Here is a 16514-nt window from a genome sequence, read left to right on the forward strand (position 1 = left end):
AGATTACATACCAAGGGCGTGGCGATAAACATCAAGTATATTCTCTTGCTCTTCAATCTCTGCTGGAGGCTGTTTACGCATCCGAATAATGGTTCGAATCGCCTTAACGTCGAATCCTTCTGACTTTGCTTCTGCAAAAATATCCTTAATATCTTCAGCTAAAGATTTTTTTTCTTCTTCAAGGCGCTCAACACGTTCAATAATGGAACGTAAACGATCTACGGCAATCCCCCCTACATCTGCTTTCTGCTCTTCGCCACCATTCAGCACATCCATAATTTTTTACTCCAACACATAATAAAATTATTATTTTCTCTATTAGCAGAAAAAAGCATTATCTGTTACCTTGCCTGCAGGTAAAGCATAAAACATTCAAACTAAAAATTTCTGATAAGAAGGATTCGACCAACTTATCATCTTCCACTTTTAATAATTTGGGATTTACTTATGACACTGCTTCCTCCTGCGTCTCCCTTCGATATCGTTATTTTTGGCGGAACTGGAGATCTTGCTTTAAGAAAACTTCTTCCAGCGTTCTTCCGTCAGCTTCAAGATAACAACATTCCAAAAAATTCCCGCATCATCTGTGCATCCCGCGCTGAAATGACAACGGAGCAGTACCGATCAGACGTATCAAAGGCACTTGCTAAATTTTACCCTGCTTCTTCCCATAACGAAAATACACTTAAATCTTTTCTAAAACTTATCACTTACGTTGTTCTTGATGTTGTTGATTCTAAAAATCAAGGCTGGCAAGAATTTGTAAATCTTTTTTCGAAAACCTCTGCAGAAAAAACAAGAATTTTTTATTTTTCAACAGCGCCAGCTCTTTTTGCTCCCATTAGCGAAAATCTATCACTGCATAAATTAATCACGCCAGCAAGTCGTGCAATTATGGAAAAGCCAATTGGCAGAGACCGTGAAAGCGCAAATGCAATTAATGATGCTGTTGGTAAATATTTTCCAGAGGACTGTATTTTCCGTATTGATCACTATCTCGGAAAAGAATCCACTCAAAACATTCTTCAATTCCGTTTTTCTAATCCACTTATTGATGCTATCTGGTGCGGAAAATATATTAAAAATATTGAAATTACAGCAAGTGAGACTGTTGGACTTGAATCTCGTGCCACATATTATGACACCTCTGGTGCGGCAAGGGATATGATCCAAAACCACCTTCTCCAGCTTTTATCACTGTGTACGATGGAGCGTCCAAAATCACTCCAAGGTGACGACATCCGTAATGAAAAAATCGCAGTTCTTAAGGCTCTCCATCCTCTGAGCCCAAGCGAAATCAAAACAAACTCCATTCGGGGGCAATATATCGAAGGAACTGCCGAAGGTCAGGCAGCCCCAGCTTATGCGACAGAACTCGGTAAAAAAAGCCAAACAGAAACATTTGCGGCTATTCGCAGTACAATCGACCTTCCTCGCTGGAAAGGCACAACGTTTTGCTTAAAAACTGGCAAACGCATGAATGAGAAAAGGACAGATATCAAAATCACATTCCATAATGATGTAGATCTCTTCCCTAATGCGCCTAAAAATAAAATGATGTTGGATCTTCAAGAAACGAATGACATTACGCTTCAGCTTAATGTCCGTTCCATCGGATTCTCTCAAAATCATGATGGACTACGTCCTCTTACACTTGAAGGAAGCTACTCCCCCCCAGCTGGTGTAAGGACACCAAGTTCTTACGAGACACTTATCATGTCTGCCATTCATGGCGACAGAAGCCTATTTGTCCACCGTGAGGAAGTTGATGCCGCTTGGAAATGGATTGAGCCCATTTTGAATTCTTGGGAAGTCAATGTTCCAGCCCTACTTTATTATCCAGCTGGTAGTTCTATTCCTCGTTTTGCTGATTCAAATGACGCTTAAAACGTTCTAAAATAGACTAGAAAAAGGGATTTTGCAGGTTTTTGCTTGTAAAATCCTTTTTTTTCTCTAAATAGGATAGTGGCCAGATAGTTGAGTGACTGCTGTAGAGTTTATAACTTTATAGAGGAAAGTCCGGGCTCCACAGGAATACGACGCCGGTTAACAGCCGGCAGAGGCAACTCTAGGGATAGTGCCACAGAAAACAAACCGTCTGTTTTTTAGTTTCAGATAAGGGTGAAACGTTGCGGTAAGAGCGCAACGCGACTCTGGTAACAGAGTTGGCAGGGTAAACCCCGTCGGGTGCAAGACCTAATAGGAAAGATAAATCTCCATTATGAGAGATTGAGGGTATTCCTGCTCTTCTTTCGGGTTGGTCGCGTGAGAATGGTCGCAATACCATTCCAAGATGAATAGTCACTTCATCCTCATAGGGTGAACAAAACCCGGCTTATAGACTATCTGGCTTTTTTTCAAGAATGATTCTTTTTTACAACAGTAACTTATGAGAGCGCAATAATAGCGCTTTTCTGTTATCGCATTCTATTTTCTTAGAAAAGGAAGGACATTTTTTAGCTGTTTTCTGCATATTAGAGCCCATTCTTGGTTTGACTTCCCATAAAATCCCATGTTATCCCAATAAAGGCGGTGGGATCGTAAGCAATGGGTGCTTACGCACGGGCTTAAAAAGGCTCTTAACGGTATGTTTCTTGGAACGCATTGCAACCGATTTGACGCAAAAGGACGGATTTCTATTCCGGCTCCCTTTCGTGCCGTCCTGAAGAAATATGCTGTCTCTGGCCAGTCCTTAATGATCTTACGCCCCTCACATATTCATCCTTGCATCGAAGTCTGGTCATCAGAACGTTTCCTGTCTCAAACAATGCCTCTCGCTGAATATGATCCCTTCTCCGAAGAACATGAGGATTTATCCACCAGCCTCTATGCTGAAGCTTATCCATTAGATAGTGATAAAGAAGGACGGATTATTATTCCTGAATCACTTCAACGTCATGCACTTCTCGAAAAAGAAGTTGCCTTCATGGGGCTTGGACGCATTTTTCAAATTTGGAATCAGGGCAACGCCCAAAAACGTCAAAAAGAAGCGCACTTAAAAGCAAAAAGCTTAACACTCCGAAATCGAACCTCTCTAAAAGAACAGGAGAGCGCGAGATGCTAAGAAATGCTCTCCAAACAGGACATATTCCAGTTCTGCTCCATGAAGTCCTCGAAGCCATTCCACCTAAAGAAGATGCGCTTTATTTAGATGGCACTTTTGGTGGTGGTGGTTACAGCTATGCGCTTTTAAAACGCTTTTCAACGAGTAATCTTATCGCTATTGATCGTGACCCAACGGCTATCAAACGTGCTGATGAGTTTAAACAGGCATTTCCAAACCGTTTTTTAGCCATTGAGGGCACTTTTGGTGCCATGAAGAACTATTGCACTGATCTTTCTTGGTTCAAGCAAAGCCCTCGAAATGGATTTGATGCTATCGTGCTAGATCTTGGCCTCTCCTCTTTCCAAATTGATGAAGCCGATCGCGGTTTTTCCTTCAAAGAAAATGGTCCTTTGGACATGCGTATGGGCAATAATAAAAAAAGCGCTGAAGATATTATCAATCAGGCCTCAGAAGAGGCATTAGCTGATATTTTTTACTATTATGGAGAAGAGCGTTGCGCAAGACGCATTGCTCGCAAAATTGTTCACATGAGAAATGAAGCTCCAATTAAAGATACTGTGACACTCGCAGAACTTGTTCGCTCATGTCTCCCGCCTTCCAGAAACAAGAAAGACCCTGCCACCCGGAGCTTTCAAGCCCTTCGTATTGCCGTAAATGATGAGCTAAATGAAATTCAAAAAGCACTGGAAGATGCGCCTACAATGCTTGCAGAAGCTGGCATTTTTGCAGTTGTAAGCTTTCATTCTCTTGAAGATCGCCTTGTCAAAAAAGCTTTCAAAAATCTAACCACATCAGAAAAATCACACTCTCGCTATCTACCAATATCGCACTTACCAACAAAAGCATCTCTTTGGGAAATCCCTCAGGGCTATCCTGTTTCTCCTTCTCAAGAAGAAATAAAACTTAATCCTCGTGCACGCAGTTCTCGCTTGCGCATTTTGAAAAAACGTTCAACAACCTCCACAAGAGGACATAAATTATGAATAAAGTTGGCTATTGGTTAACAGGACTTACAAGCGTCTTCTGTTTTTTTTCCCTTTGGAATCTCTACCAAACAAAACAACAGACAAAACTAGTTGAATCTCAAATTGCACAAGTCCAAAAAGAACGTCTTGCTGCGAATTCTCGCACTGCCCTTCTCAAAATGGAATGGGGTGTTTTAAATCAGCCAGATCGCCTTGAAGATTTATCAAAACGTTTCTTGCCCAATCTACGCCCCACAGAAACAGAGCAGTTTGCACAATTAGAACAGGCTGGGAAACGTCTGCCGTCAATATATGAACCAGACACTCTTGGCAGACAAATCATGCTTGCGGGTAAGCATTCTAAAAATGAAGACTCCATAAAGCCGTCGGAGAATATTGCTCTTGCCCGCAATACAATCTCTGCGCCGCCTGCGACAATCGTTAAACACGAAGAAGACGGTGGGTTGGATGCCGCTATTAGTGATTTAGCAAAAAATAACACGCAAGAGCATATACGCTCCCTTCCTGTTTCACACCGTTCACCAGCAAGGGAAGATGAATCATATCACCAACTCCTAACGGCATTTCAACAAGATACATCCCCAAAAATGCCAAATGAACTATGACAAAAAAGCCGTATTCTACCTCTCCTCTTTTTTTAGAGAAAAAACGCCTTCTTGGGGTTTCTTGTGCTTTTTTGACTATATTTTCTGTGCTTTCTTTAAAAACAGCATGGATTTCTCTCTTCTATCCTCTCCCGCCCCCCTCTGAGACAAAAATAAATCCACCTGATTCTTCCCTAGATAACGATCCAAGCTCTGCAGTCTCCTCTCTAAATCTTCCTCATATTCAAAGGGCTTCTGTCACAGATCGAAACGGGCAAACACTCGCGGCCTCCTTGCCAGTTGTGAGTTTATATGCACATCCAGATGAACTGATCGAAATTAAAACAGTTGTTCGCCAACTCAAAGAAATTCTACCTAACCTAGATGTAAAAAAAACAATTTATCATCTTGAGAATAATAGAAAATTTGCTTACATAGCTCGCAATTTAACTCCTAAAGAAGAAGTAAAAGTCAATAACCTAGGAATTCCAGGGCTATATTTTGAAAATAGCGAAAAACGTCATTATCCACTTGGACATGTTGCTGCGCATGTTATTGGAGGCGTAGATATTGACGATCATGGCATTTCAGGGATCGAGAAATATTTTGATGAACGTTTATTAACAGATCGTACGCCTCTGAGACTTTCTCTTGATGTCAGGGTGCAAGAAGTTGTGCGTTCAACCTTGATAGAAGCCATTCACAATTTTAACGCACTTGGTGGCTGTGCCATCGTAATGGACATTCATACAGGCGAAATTATCGCAATGGTCAGTGCGCCCGATTTCGATGCCAATAATCTTAGCAAAACACCGATGGATGTACGGTTCAATCGTGCCGTTACAGGTGCTTATGAACCTGGATCTACTCTAAAGCTTCAAACGGCAGCTATGGCACTTCAATCTGGCAAAGTTCATATTTGGGATCGTTTTTCAACCAGTCCTATTCACATCGGGCGTTTTAAAATCTCTGATTTAAGTACAGATCATTTTGCGCCATATCTCAGCTTTCCTGAAGTGCTTGCACATTCTTCAAACCCAGGTGCCGCACATATTGCGCTAGACGTTGGTGAAGCAGCACAACAAGAATGGTTCCAAAAAATTGGCTTTCTTAGTCGTGTACCCATTGAACTTCCTGAAGCGGCTAGACCACTCTTCCCGCCTCCAGAAAGATGGAAAACAACAACTGTATTAACCGTTGGGTTTGGGCACGGTATTGCAGAACCTCCCCTTTCTATTTTGCGTGGTGTTTCTACACTCGCAAATGGCGGTATACTCGTCACGCCGACATTGATTCCACTAAAGGATAAGCCAAACGCTTCTCAGCCTATTCGTGTTATGTCTCAAAAAACATCTGATATTCTTCGTAAAATTATGCGCCTGGACATTACTCAGGGTACGGGAAGAAAAGCTGAAGCTTTAGGTTACTACCCAGGCGGAAAAACGGGAACAGCCGAAAAAATTGATGCTCACGGCCGCTACATGAAGCACACAAATATTACAGCTTTCGCAGGGGCTTTTCCTATGAATGATCCAAAATATTCCGTCTATATTATGTTGGATGCACCTCAAGGAAATGAATCAACACATGGCTATCAAACAGCTGGTTGGATTGCGGCACCTGTTTTTTCAAAAATCGTATTACGTATTGCGCCAATGCTTGGCATTTATCCAAATTTCACAGATACTGATCAAATAGAACAATCTCTTTCCATCCCGATGCAGCCTTCTGCTCCACAAGGTGTCCGTGCACTTGGCCCAGGATATGATCCCGGAGAAAACCGTCTCGAATTGGAATCTTCTAAAAAAAATCATAATCACTAACCCCATAGCACATCATGCAACTTTCCTCTCTTATTCCTTCCAATCTCCTTCCAGATACCTATAAAAACGTAGAAATTTCTTCAATTTCAAGCGATAGCCGTGAAATCCAAAAAGGAGCACTTTTTTTTGCACTTTCTGGTACAAAACTAGATGGAACTGCCTTTATTCAAGAGGCTATATCAAAGGGTGCTGCTGCCATCGTCAGCGAAAAAGATTTTTTGCCTCAAGAGGACATCCCAATCGTTATTGCAAAAAATGCAGCTTCTTTGCTTGGGATATGTTCTTATAAATTTCAAGCCCCCTTACCCGACCACATTATTGCTATTACAGGGACAAACGGCAAAACAAGTACAGCAGATTTTATTCGACAATTATGGGAACTTAAAAAAGAAAACAGTGCCTCCATTGGAACGCTTGGAATTAAAGCAACAACTGGAGATATTCCCTCTGCTCAAACAACGCCTCCGCCAACTTTACTTGCGAAATATCTCCATCAGCTGAAAAAAACTGGCGTTGAGCATATTGCTCTCGAAGCTTCTTCCCATGGTCTTGTTCAAAATCGTTTAACAGGTCTGACTTTTGAGGCTGCTGGATTCAGTAGTTTCAGTCGAGACCATCTTGACTATCACAAAACAGAAGAAGCTTATCTCAATGCAAAACTCACTCTTTTTAAAGATCTTCTAAAGCCCGGTGCTCCGGTTGCCGCTTCAACGGCCTGTGGAGAAAAAGTGCTAACCACGCTTCAAAAGATTGCAGAAGAAAAAAAATCAGACTTTCGCACAATCGGAAAAAACGGAAATTTCTTTAATATCCTTAAAATCAATCCTCTTGCAGATGGGCAAGAGCTTTTCATTTCTTTCAAAAAGAATAAACCAATTTCCATTCACCTTCCTATTCCTGGTTTATTCCAAGCACAAAATGCCCTTTTAGCAGCAGCCCTCATCTGCCCAAATCATACAACCACACAAGATGCCTATGAACTTTTACAACTTTTCTCCCGATTAAAACCTATTCCTGGCAGAGCAGAATTGGCTGGAAAAACAGAGAACGGTGCAGCTGTTTATATCGACTATGCCCATACACCTGATGCCATAGAACGCATTATAGAATCCCTTCGCCCTCATCTCTCGGAAAAAGGGCGTTTATTCATTCTCTTTGGCGCAGGCGGAAATCGAGATTCTGGAAAACGACCTTTAATGGGAAAAGCTGCAAGCCTAGCAGATATCTCCATTGTAACTGATGATAATCCGCGTTTTGAAGATCCTAAAAGAATTCGAGAAGAAATTCTTTCTGGTTATCCAAAAGCAATCGAAATCGCAGGGCGAAAAGAAGCTATTTCTTATGCTTTAAAACAACTTAAATCTGAAGACATTCTTGTCATTGCTGGAAAAGGACATGAAAAAGGTCAGGAAGTTAATGGTAAAACGCTTCCCTTCGATGATCTTCAGACCGCACGCCAAGAAGGCAAACTTATGCAAGGTAATTTTTAATGTCAACTTTATGGGACAGCGCTTCGTTAAGAGAAGCCACACTTGGTAAACTCAAAGCTGATGTCCATCTTAAAGGCATTTCCATTAACAGCTTAGAAGTTGAAAAAGGAGACCTGTTCATTGCCCTGCGTGGTGGGAAAAGAGATGCACATGAATTTATCTTGCATGCTTTAGAAGCTGGAGCTTCTTGTATTATGGCAGACAATCGCCATTTTTTGGAAAAAAATGGCCTTCTTGAGAATGAAAATATCTTGCTGGTTGAGGACTGTTTTGAAGCTCTCCATAGAATGGCACTTTTTTCACGAAAACGTTTTCAAGGGTATGTCATCGCAGTCACAGGAAGTGTTGGAAAAACAACAACAAAAAATATACTTTTTGAAACCCTTTCCGCTTATGGAAAAACTGTTGTTTCCAAAAAATCTCTTAATAACCATTTAGGAGTTCCGCTTACCCTTATTTCGATACCAGAGGATGCCAAATTTGCTGTCCTTGAAATTGGGATGAATCATCACGGTGAAATTCTTCCGTTAGCACAAATGGTGCAACCTCACATGGGCATTATTACAACCATCAACAAAGCCCATGCTGGAAATATGGGAGGGGAAACTGGAATTGCCTCTGAAAAAGCAACCTTATTTCAAAGCTTACCTAAAGATGGCATTGCGCTTTACGGCGACTTTCCGGAGAAAATAAAAAATATTATTGAAAAATCTATTCCCAAAAACGTTAAAAAATACACCATTGGTAAAAAGAAGGAAAATAATTTTTATCTACACAATGAAAGGCTTTTTTCTGACCAAAGCTATGGTATTCTCGAATATGAAGGACAGTGCTTTAATCTCGAAGTAAATGCCCCTGGCGAGCACCTTCTAGAAGATGCCACTCTAGCCATCAGCGCTATTCTCGCCCTTGATTTAAACCCCTCAGAAGCTTTGAAAGCCCTTCAAAACTTTAAACCGAGCTATGGGAGAGGTGAGAAACATCAGCTTCAAAATAATATCACGCTCATTGACGAGACACACAACGCCTCCCCAGCAAGTGTCCAAGCAGCTATAAAAACCTTATCATTGCAAAAAGCTAACCGAAAAATCGCTATTTTAGGGGATATGCTGGAATTAGGAGAATTCTCTAAATCAGAACATCTCTCTCTTGCACCTCTTCTAAAAAAAGAAAAAATTATCCTTTTTGCCTGTGGTCAAGAAATAAAACCTCTTTTTGATAGCCTACCAATAGAATTCCAAGGTGGATACGCTCCCTCTTCTGACTTACTCATTGCGCCTATTCAAAAATATTTAAAAACTGGAGACTATATTGTTGCAAAAGGAAGCCACAGCATGAAAATTGATAAAATTGTTGAGGCATTGAAACTTTATTTTTCTCTAAATACCAAAGAACAAAGAAACAGCCGCCATGCTATATGAAATTGTCCAAAATTTTTTCCCTCATCATGGCGGTATTGCAAATCTCCTCCATTACATCACCTTCCGTGCAGGGGCGGCCTGCTTAACATCTCTGATCATCGCCCTTTTTGCAGGTCCTTCTTTCATTCTCTTTTTAAAATCTCTTGGCAAACAACCCATCCGAGAGCTTGGACCTGAACGTCACATTTCAGAAAAAGCAGATACCCCCACAATGGGGGGGCTTTTAATCTTATTTTCAGCACCATTAAGTCTCTTTTTTTGGGGAAATCTTCATAATGGCTTTCTTTGGGCGGCTATAATCGCATTCTTAGCTTTTGGACTTATCGGATTTTGGGACGATTTCCTTAAAGTTGCAAAAAAAAATACGAACGGCGTCCCCGGACGTATTCGTCTCTTATGCGAATTTGCTATTGCTGGGGGAATTTCTATTTGGATTGAACTTTTAACACCGCATGAACTTAGGAATGGAGTAGCAATTCCTTTTCTAAAAGATGTCGTCATTCCCTTAGGTACTTTTTTTCCCATCTTTGCAATGGTGTTCATTGCGGGATTTGGCAATGCAGTCAATTTAACCGACGGCCTTGATGGTTTGGCGACTGTTCCAACAATCATTGCAAGTCTGGTTTTTGCAATTATTGCCTATAATATCGGCAATCGTATTTTTGCAAATTATCTCGGCGTTCCCTTCATTCCAGGTACGGGAGAACTCACTGTCTTCTGTGCGGCTCTTATTGGTGCTTGTCTCGGCTTCTTATGGTTCAATGCACCGCCTGCAGAGATTTTTATGGGAGATACTGGATCACTTGCATTAGGTGCCGCCTTAGGAACGATTGCTGTTGCCGTAAAAAATGAGCTCGTTCTATGCCTTGTTGGAGGTATTTTCGTCGTTGAAACACTGTCCGTCATCTTACAGGTTTTTTGGTTCAAACGAACTGGAAAACGCATTTTCCTAATGGCTCCTCTTCATCATCATTTTGAGAAAAAAGGATGGGAAGAGCCCAAAATTGTTATTCGTTTCTGGATTATTGCGCTTGTTTTAGGATTGCTGGGATTAGCAACCTTAAAACTTCGCTAATTATAAAAGACACAAGATTGAAAGATTATAATATGGATACCCTGTTCTCTAAATCCCTTTTTCTGGGAGAAACATATGTTGTTTATGGTTTAGGGAACAGCGGTACCTGTGCAGTTAAAGCACTCTTAGAGATGGGAGCCATAGTCTTTGCGTGGGATGATTCTCCAAATTTTAATTCTCAAAAATGGCAAGAAAATCTCAGTGATAAGACAGATTCAAATCTAACCTTATCACCAATTATCTCTCTCCCGGAAAATGCTAAAGCTCTGATCCTTTCTCCTGGAATTCCACATACCTTTCCAAAGCCGCATCCTGTTGCCTTATTGGCTCGCAAAAAGCAAATCCCTATTCTTTCGGATGTCGAGCTATTCTATCAGGCTGTTCGCAAATCAGGCTCTCAAGCACGCTTCATTGCCATTACTGGAACGAATGGAAAGTCAACTTGCACAGCGCTCTTAGAGCATATTTTATCACAAGAAAATGATGAAGTTATTGCTGGTGGAAACATCGGAAAATCTGTCTTCTCACTGCCACGTCTCGGAGACCATGGGATATACATTCTTGAAATGTCTTCCTATATGCTAGAGCGTTTAAAAACTTTCAAAGCTGACGCCGCTGCGTGGACCACCTTTTCTCCTGACCATCTTGATCGTCATCAAAATATTGAAGGTTATCGCTTAGCCAAAAGAAATGTTTTTAATAACATGTCTTCCCCATCCATCGCTGTTTTTGGAGAAAAAGCAAACTGGAGCATTGAAGAAACAGAATATTTAAAAACAAAAAATATACGCTCTATGTGGGCCGAGGATTTCCCAGAAAAAGATCTGCCAACTACACCCTATTTACCGGGAAAACATAATCGGCAGAATCTCGCTTTGTGCCTTTTTATCGCACAATATTTTGGCCTTTCAAAAGAAAGTATCGAAAAAGGAGCTCGCACATTTGAAGGTCTTCCACATCGTTTAAAATGTATTGAGAAAATCAATGATATTCTTTTTGTAAATGACAGCAAGGCCACAAATTTCGAAGCGGCTCTTCCTGCACTTACCGCTTGGGAAAATATTTATTGGATTTTAGGTGGAATTGCCAAAGCCAACGGTATTGAGGGTGTTGAAAAAGTCGCTTCACATATTAAACATGCTTTTGTAATTGGGTGTGACGCCGAAAAACTCGCAATGACTTTGCAAAAAGCAGGAATTGCCCATACTTTTTCAAAAACCTTGGAAAAAGCCGTAGAAGCTGCCTACATAAAAGCAAAAGAAAATGGCAATGGAACTGTTTTACTCTCTCCTGCTTGCGCTAGTCAGGATCAATTTCGTAATTTTGAAGAGAGAGGTAATATTTTTACAAAAATTTGTGTAAAAATAAAAAAATCTCTTGAAATAACAGCGTCGCAGGATAATCACTAACAGATGGGCAAACTGACAAAATACTTTCAAAATTGGTGGACAAGAGACGTCGATTATTGGTCTCTTGCCTGTATCTTTGTCATTACATGCTTTGGCTATATCTTGATGCTTGCAGCAAGCCCCGCGGTTGCTATTCGCATTGGAGCACCTGCCCATCTTTTCATCATCAAGCAAACAGGTTTTCTGATTGCTGGGTGGATTTTAATGATATCTGTCGCTCTCCTTCCCCCTCGTATTGTCTTAAAATGTGCCTTTGTTGGGACTGCTTTAGGTATTCTGGCGACAGCTTACACACTCTTTCATGGAATGGATATTAAAGGCGCACGCCGATGGATTGATCTCCCAATCATGTCTATCCAGCCTTCTGAATTTTTAAAACCTTGTTTTGCTGTGACGTTAGGTTGGATTCTAAGTCTCTGCAAACCGACCTCATCTTTCCATGTTCAGTTAAAATGTTGGGGAATGGCAGGCGGCTTATTTTTACTCATCGCTTGTTTGTTAGTCGCACAGCCAGACATTGGAATGTTATGCGTTATCGCAGGTATTTTAGCTATTGAATTCTTTATTGATGGCATCTCCCTTGCTTTTTGCGGAATAATCACCGCAACAGGTGCTTTTTTTCTCTTTCTTGCTTTCGAACTTCTTCCCCATGTTCATTCAAGAATAGAACGATTTATACATCCTAAAAACGGCGACCATTACCAAGTCGATATGTCTTTGCGCGCTATCAGGAACGGCGGAGCCTGGGGAATGGGGCCTGGTGAAGGCGAAGTCAAAAATCTGCTCCCAGATGCCCATGCCGATTTTATCTTTGCTGTTGCCGGGGAGGAATTTGGCCTCATTCTTTGCCTCATTCTCATCTCCCTATTTGCCTTTTTAATTATTAGAATTCTTCTTTCACTCATTAAGAAAGAGCAAAAATGGGAAATTTTAACCGCAGCTGGACTTATTTCTGGATTTGGCTTTCAAGCTTGCGTAAACATAGCGTCAACAATTAACCTCATTCCAACCAAGGGAATGACTCTTCCCTTTATTTCTTATGGTGGCAGTTCTGTTCTTTCCGTAGGACTGACTTTAGGAATGCTTTTATCCATAGCAAGAAGACCCATCATCATTGATGCGTTTTCAGGAACTCCATCAGAGAGGAACTAATACTGTGACATCTCATTCCTCCTCCCACAATATCATCCTTGCAGCAGGTGGCACTGGTGGACATCTTTTCCCGGCTATGAGCCTTGGAAAAACCCTCGAAGAAAAGGGATACACCCCCATATTCCTCATTGATAAAAGAGCAGAGGTGAAATTTCAGGAAAAAAATGCTTCAGACTGGTCTTTTTTTGTTATCAAGTCCGGTGGAATTGTCGGGAAAAATTTGTTTACCCGAATGAAAGGCGCTTTGCAGCTTCTATTGGGAACAATACAAGCGGCTTTCATCCTAAGACGTTTAAAGCCTGACGCTGTTATCGGTTTCGGGGGGTATCCTTCTCTTCCACCCCTTTTAGCAGCACGACTTCCCTTCTTCAAAAAGACAATCCCACTTGTACATGAAGGAAACGCCGTTGCTGGAACAGCTAATCGCCTGTTAGCTCGATTAGGAGCTAGGGTTTGCCTTTCTTTTCCAGAAACGAAAGGATTTTCTGATAATGCGGCTTCTGAGTATATCGGAATGCCTATACGCCCTGAGCTAGATGACCTTTCTAACAGATACCCTTATATCCCTCCTTCAACAACTGGTGAAATTCATCTCCTTATCGTTGGAGGATCCTTAGGCGCTTCTGTTTTTTCAACGCTTATTCCACAAGCACTTGAGGCTTTACCGAATGAAATCAGAAGTAAAATTTATATCTCTCAGCAAGCGAGCGAAGATTTCATTCCTCAACTTACAGAAAAATATAATAAGCTTGGCATTCATATCAAAAAAATCGTTCCTTTTTTCCACGATATGATTGAGCAAATCTCTGAAGCCCATCTTCTCATCAGTCGCTCTGGCGGAGGCACTGTTGCCGAAGTCATTGCGGCAGATCGGCCCGCAATCTTCATCCCTTTACCCACAGCTGCCGCAGATGAACAAACTGTAAATGCTAACTTTTTAGTAAAAAATCAGGCAGCATGGCTTATACCGCAGAGAGAACTTTCCGAAAATCCGCAGCAGCTCACAGTGCTCCTCAAAGAGATTTTTGAAAATACTCAAATTCTCGCTCAAACAGCAGACCATTTAAAGATACTTGCTGCCCCAAAAGCAACCGAACGGTTTACAGATTACATCATCTCTCTTATTTCACATTCCTCCAATCCATCTGAGTAAAAATGACTTCTCTTTTTTCTTCCTCCAATCAAACAGATTCCTCACAACTGTTCGGACGTCCATCCCTTCCTTTTTCTGTCGGCATTCTCCATTTTGTTGGTATTGGCGGTATCGGGATGTCTGGTATTGCAGAAGCTTTTCATCTCCTAGGCTATCAAGTCCAAGGAAGTGATCAAAAAGAAAATGCGAATACACAAAGGCTTCAAAAATTGGGTATTTCTGTTTTTATTGGCCATAAAGAAGAACATGTTGAAAATGCAGATGTCATCGTCGTCTCAACGGCAATTCCTTTAGACAATCCTGAAATAAAAAAAGCACGCACACGTCTGCTTCCCATCGTCAGAAGAGCTGAAATGCTCGCAGAACTCATGCGTTTACGCTGGTCTATTGCCGTTGGTGGCACACATGGAAAAACAACGACAACCAGCCTGATTGCGTCCGTTCTAGAAGAGGGAAATCTTGACCCTACCGTTATTAATGGCGGCATTATCGAAGCATACGGCACAAATACCCGAATGGGGAAAGGCAATTGGATGGTCGCCGAAGCAGATGAAAGTGACGGCTCTTTTCTTCGCCTTCCTGCCGTCGTTGCTGTTGTCACCAATATGGATCCTGAGCATTTAGATCATTGGGGAAGCGCCGAAGCTATGGAAGCAGGCTATGACCAGTTTGTCTCCAACCTGCCTTTTTATGGTTTTGCAGTTCTGTGCATAGACCATCCAAATGTCCAAAAAATGATTCCACGCCTCTCTGACCGCCGGATTATCACCTATGGCTTTAGTCCGAATGCTGACATTCAAGGGCAAAATATCAAAGCAGACACATACGGCTGTACGTTTGACGTTATCGTAAAACCGCGTGATGGCTCAAGCCCCCGAAACATCGGCCCGCTTCACTTAAATATGCTTGGAAAACATAATGTGCTCAATGCCTTAGCTGCGGTTACCGTGGCCATGGAAATGGACATAGATCCAACAGTTTTGCAAAAATCATTTGAGAAATTCAAGGGCGTTCAGCGTCGCTTTACACGGATAGGCAATTGGAATGGCGCTGAAATTATCGATGACTATGCACATCATCCAATCGAAATTCAGGCTGTTCTTGAAGCGGCAGAACAAGCTGGGGCAAAAAGAATTATCACCGTTATCCAGCCTCACCGATATTCTCGATTAAAAGAACTTTTTAATGATTTCTGCGCATGCCTGATGAAATCAGATATTGTCATGATTAGTGATGTCTATGCCGCAGGGGAAACACCCATTAAAGGTGCAGGAAGAGATGAACTCGCAGAAGCCTTAAAAACGCAGGGACACCGCCATGTCATCACCTTTTCCTCTCAGGAAGAATTACCGGCGCTTATCGCTAAAGAAGCACAGGAAGGCGATTACATTATGTGTCTAGGGGCTGGAACAATCACCAAATGGGCACATGACCTCCCAAATCAATTAAAACATCTTGCCTCGAAATAAGAGAGAAATTCTAATGAGTGGTAAAATAATTGAAAATTTTCCTCTCGGAAAAAGAAGCTGGTTCGCAACTGGCGGAAATGCTGAGAAACTTTTTGTTCCAGAAACACTTGAAAATCTTCAGGAATACCTATCAAGCACCTCACAGCCTCCTATTATTTTGGGTGCGCTTTCAAATACGCTGATACGTGATGGCGGTATTAAAGAAACGGTTATTCGCCTCGGAGGCGATTTTAGAAGCTATTCTTTTGAAGAAGAAAGTATCATCGTCGGTGCGGCTTGCCTTGATATGACGCTTGCAACCGCAGCAGCCGCTGAACAAAGAACTGGTCTTGAATTCCTTTCAGGTATTCCTGGCAGTCTCGGCGGTGCGATTGCAATGAATTCTGGCGCTTTTGGCAGTGAAATAGCGAACATTCTGGACTGGGTTGAAGTCGTTTTACCAACTGGAGAATCTTTGCGCCTTTTGGCACACGAGATTGGCCTTTCCTACCGTAGCTCAAAATTACCTGAAGGGGCCATTGTCACAAAAATGCGCCTTCATGCTCCTCGTGGGAATCCAGAAGAAATTTCTGAAAAAATGAAAGAAATTAAATTACATCGAAAAACAGCCCAACCTACCAAGGTCAAAACTGGCGGATCAACTTTTAGGAACCCAGAGGGGCATAGCGCTTGGAAATTAATTGATGATGCAGGTTGTCGTGGCAAGCGGCGTGGCGGTGCCATGATAAGCGAAAAGCATTGTAATTTTCTAATTAATCTTGGAGATGCAACAGCTCAAGACCTTGAGTTTTTAGGAGACGAGGTTCAAGACCTTGTTAAAAAACAATCAGGCATTCTTCTACACTGGGAAATTAAAAGAATAGGTCAACGATGACAAACCCTCAG

General features: G+C 41.7%; 14 protein-coding genes and 1 other RNA gene. 14 read left to right on the forward strand and 1 reads right to left on the reverse strand.

All coding sequences use genetic code 11. The features are described from left to right. Positions 1 to 3 precede the first annotated feature (3 nt). The gene (locus FAI40_00630; protein QCE33966.1) at positions 4 to 276 is read right to left on the reverse strand and encodes a DUF2312 domain-containing protein; all 273 of its coding nucleotides are present in this window, start codon (positions 274 to 276) and stop codon (positions 4 to 6) included. Positions 277 to 447: 171 nt separating this feature from the next. Here FAI40_00630 and zwf point away from each other — a divergent pair, with 171 nt between their 5' ends. From zwf to murB, 14 genes are all read left to right on the forward strand, one after another. Beyond that, a complete protein-coding gene (gene zwf, locus FAI40_00635; GenBank protein ID QCE33967.1) occupies positions 448 to 1887 on the forward strand; it encodes a glucose-6-phosphate dehydrogenase in 1440 nt (479 codons plus the stop codon). Between the two features lie 82 nt (positions 1888 to 1969). Then, an RNA gene (gene rnpB / locus FAI40_00640) (RNase P RNA component class A) lies at positions 1970 to 2354 on the forward strand. 233 nt (positions 2355 to 2587) lie between these two features. Beyond that, positions 2588 to 3064: a division/cell wall cluster transcriptional repressor MraZ gene (mraZ, locus tag FAI40_00645; GenBank protein QCE33968.1), complete on the forward strand. Its 477-nt coding sequence runs from the start codon at positions 2588 to 2590 to the stop codon at positions 3062 to 3064. Then, positions 3058 to 4050 carry a 16S rRNA (cytosine(1402)-N(4))-methyltransferase RsmH gene (gene rsmH / locus FAI40_00650; protein QCE33969.1) on the forward strand — a complete coding sequence of 331 codons (993 nt, stop codon included), beginning with the start codon at positions 3058 to 3060 and terminating at the stop codon, positions 4048 to 4050. Before mraZ ends, rsmH begins: the two co-directional genes overlap by 7 nt. Next, entirely contained in the window at positions 4047 to 4658 is a 612-nt protein-coding gene (locus FAI40_00655) for a hypothetical protein (GenBank protein ID QCE33970.1), read from the forward strand. Before rsmH ends, FAI40_00655 begins: the two co-directional genes overlap by 4 nt. After that, entirely contained in the window at positions 4655 to 6460 is a 1806-nt protein-coding gene (locus FAI40_00660; GenBank protein ID QCE33971.1) for a penicillin-binding protein 2, read from the forward strand. Before FAI40_00655 ends, FAI40_00660 begins: the two co-directional genes overlap by 4 nt. Positions 6461 to 6474: 14 nt before the next feature. Further along, entirely contained in the window at positions 6475 to 7950 is a 1476-nt protein-coding gene (locus FAI40_00665) for a UDP-N-acetylmuramoyl-L-alanyl-D-glutamate--2,6-diaminopimelate ligase (GenBank protein ID QCE33972.1), read from the forward strand. Continuing rightward, entirely contained in the window at positions 7950 to 9371 is a 1422-nt protein-coding gene (locus FAI40_00670; GenBank protein QCE33973.1) for a UDP-N-acetylmuramoyl-tripeptide--D-alanyl-D-alanine ligase, read from the forward strand. Before FAI40_00665 ends, FAI40_00670 begins: the two co-directional genes overlap by 1 nt. Next, entirely contained in the window at positions 9361 to 10446 is a 1086-nt protein-coding gene (locus tag FAI40_00675) for a phospho-N-acetylmuramoyl-pentapeptide-transferase (protein QCE33974.1), read from the forward strand. Before FAI40_00670 ends, FAI40_00675 begins: the two co-directional genes overlap by 11 nt. Before the next feature lie 32 nt (positions 10447 to 10478). Then, a complete protein-coding gene (gene murD, locus FAI40_00680) occupies positions 10479 to 11855 on the forward strand; it encodes a UDP-N-acetylmuramoyl-L-alanine--D-glutamate ligase (protein ID QCE35699.1) in 1377 nt (458 codons plus the stop codon). Positions 11856 to 11858: 3 nt separating this feature from the next. After that, positions 11859 to 13007, forward strand: a complete 1149-nt coding sequence (locus tag FAI40_00685) for a cell division protein FtsW (GenBank protein ID QCE33975.1) — start codon at positions 11859 to 11861, stop codon at positions 13005 to 13007. Next, positions 12970 to 14160, forward strand: a complete 1191-nt coding sequence (gene murG / locus FAI40_00690; GenBank protein QCE33976.1) for an undecaprenyldiphospho-muramoylpentapeptide beta-N-acetylglucosaminyltransferase — start codon at positions 12970 to 12972, stop codon at positions 14158 to 14160. Before FAI40_00685 ends, murG begins: the two co-directional genes overlap by 38 nt. A gap of 2 nt (positions 14161 to 14162) precedes the next feature. Further along, positions 14163 to 15629 carry a UDP-N-acetylmuramate--L-alanine ligase gene (locus FAI40_00695; GenBank protein ID QCE33977.1) on the forward strand — a complete coding sequence of 489 codons (1467 nt, stop codon included), beginning with the start codon at positions 14163 to 14165 and terminating at the stop codon, positions 15627 to 15629. 13 nt (positions 15630 to 15642) lie between these two features. Continuing rightward, positions 15643 to 16503: a UDP-N-acetylmuramate dehydrogenase gene (murB, locus tag FAI40_00700; protein QCE33978.1), complete on the forward strand. Its 861-nt coding sequence runs from the start codon at positions 15643 to 15645 to the stop codon at positions 16501 to 16503. Positions 16504 to 16514 lie beyond the last annotated feature (11 nt).

Source organism: Acetobacteraceae bacterium, from assembly GCA_004843345.1.
Classification (GTDB): Bacteria; Pseudomonadota; Alphaproteobacteria; order Acetobacterales; family Acetobacteraceae.